Source organism: uncultured Anaerotruncus sp., from assembly GCF_902490045.1.
In the GTDB taxonomy this organism is placed as follows: Bacteria; Bacillota; Clostridia; order Oscillospirales; family Ruminococcaceae; genus Anaerotruncus.
In genome coordinates, this window is record NZ_CABUCJ010000207.1 from 1 (window position 1) to 1,797 (window position 1,797).

Annotated in this window: 2 protein-coding genes; both read left to right on the forward strand. The window is 62.9% G+C overall.

Annotated features, from left to right (window positions below):
* Window positions 1-36 precede the first annotated feature (36 nt).
* Entirely contained in the window at window positions 37-732 is a 696-nt protein-coding gene (yunB, locus tag RDM88_RS12745) for a sporulation protein YunB (protein WP_308755198.1), read from the forward strand.
* Between the two features lie 55 nt (window positions 733-787).
* The coding region (gene ligA / locus RDM88_RS12750; RefSeq protein ID WP_308755199.1) for an NAD-dependent DNA ligase LigA at window positions 788-1,797 on the forward strand (1,010 nt) is incomplete at its 3' end.

Genomic DNA, 1,797 nt, shown 5'->3' on the forward strand with positions numbered 1-1,797 from the left:
CATTTATATAGACGCATATTTAAAGGGGGCGGCGCGATGAAACCGATTACCATCCGCATCAGCCGCCGCAAGGTGCGCGCGCTCAGGATGCTTGCGGCGGGGATGCTGATCCTGCTGGCGGCGTTTTGGGCGGACGGGCGCATCCGGCCGCTCATCTCGACGGTGTCGACCTACCAATCCAAGCTGGTGGCGACCCGCTCGGTCAACGACGCGGTGCTGCGGGTCATTTCCGAGGAAAACGTCACCTACGGCAAGATCATGAACGCCGTGCTCGACGAGAAGGGCAAGGTCACGACGGTCACCACCAATATGGTCGCGCTCAACCGGCTCAAGGCGGAGATCAACAACGCGGTCAGCGACGAACTCCAGCGGGGGATTGAACAGCCGGTCGACCTTCCGCTGGGCACCCTGCTCGGCGGGCATTTCCTGTCGGGGCGGGGGCCAAGCGTCCGGTTCAGGGTCGTGCCGATGGGCTACACCGAGACGCAGATTTACAACAAATTCCAGTCGGCGGGCATCAACCAGACGCTGCACCAGGTGATGGTGACGGTCAACACCCGCGTGGCGGCGATCCTGCCCCTCTATACGGTCGAGACGGACGTCTCGACCGACATCTGCATCGCCGAAACGGTGATCGTGGGGGAGGTGCCCCAGTCGTTCACCGATATCTCGGGCGACAACCGCGGGCTCATCGACAAGGTCAACGATTACAGCTTTAAAAATGTGGATTGAGGCGGGGATTTGTGATAGAATAACAGGGAATGAAACCAAATTGGAGGAAAACGGCATGGACCGGAAAACGGCGGAAAAACGGGCGGGCGAACTGCGCCCGGTCTTGGAAAAATACAGCTATGAATACTATGTGCTCGACAACCCCTCGATCAGCGACTACGACTACGACAAGCTGCTGCACGAGCTGCTGGACATCGAGACGGAGTTTCCCGAGCTCGCGACCGAAAATTCCCCGACGCGCCGCGTCGGGGGCATGGCGCTCAACACCTTCGCGCCCGTGCGCCACGAGGTCCAGATGGGCTCCTTACAGGACGTTTTCGACACGGCGGACATCGCCGCCTTCGACGCGCGGGTGCGCGAGACGGTGGCGGACCCCGTCTACATCGTCGAGCCGAAGATCGACGGCCTGTCCGTCTCGCTCGAATACCGGGACGGCGCCTTCTGGCGCGGGTCGACGCGCGGGGACGGCGTCACCGGGGAGGACGTCTCGGAGAACCTCAAAACGGTCGGGTCGATCCCGATGACCCTCTCTGAAAAGCTTCCCTTCCTCGAGGTGCGCGGGGAGGTCTACATGCCGCGCGCGAGCTTCGACCGGGTGGTCGCCCGGCAGCTCGAAAACGAGGAGGAGCCCTTCAAAAATCCGCGCAACGCGGCGGCGGGCTCCCTGCGGCAGAAGGACAGCCGCGTCACCGCGCGGCGGGGACTGGATATCTTCGTCTTCAACATCCAGCGGATCGAGGGAAAGAGCCTCGAAGGTCATAAGCAGTCGCTCGACTACCTGGCGGCGCTCGGCTTCAAGGTGATCCCCTCCTACAAGGCGTTCACCGATATTTCCGACGCGATTGCGGAGATCGGGCGGATCGGGGATCACCGGTACGAATTCCCCTTCGACATCGACGGCGCGGTCATCAAGGTCGACGACTTTGCGGAGCGGGAGCGGCTCGGCGCGACGGCCAAGTTCCCCCGCTGGGCGGTCGCCTTCAAATACCCGCCCGAGGAGAAGCAGACCACCCTGCGCGAGATCGAAATCCGCGTGGGGCGCACCGGCGCGCTCACGCCGACGGC

What these genes read in the sequence shown, in the direction of transcription:
- yunB (WP_308755198.1), top strand. Translation starts at nt 37, where the DNA reads ATGAAACCGATTACCATCCGCATCAGCCGCCGCAAGGTGCGCGCGCTC.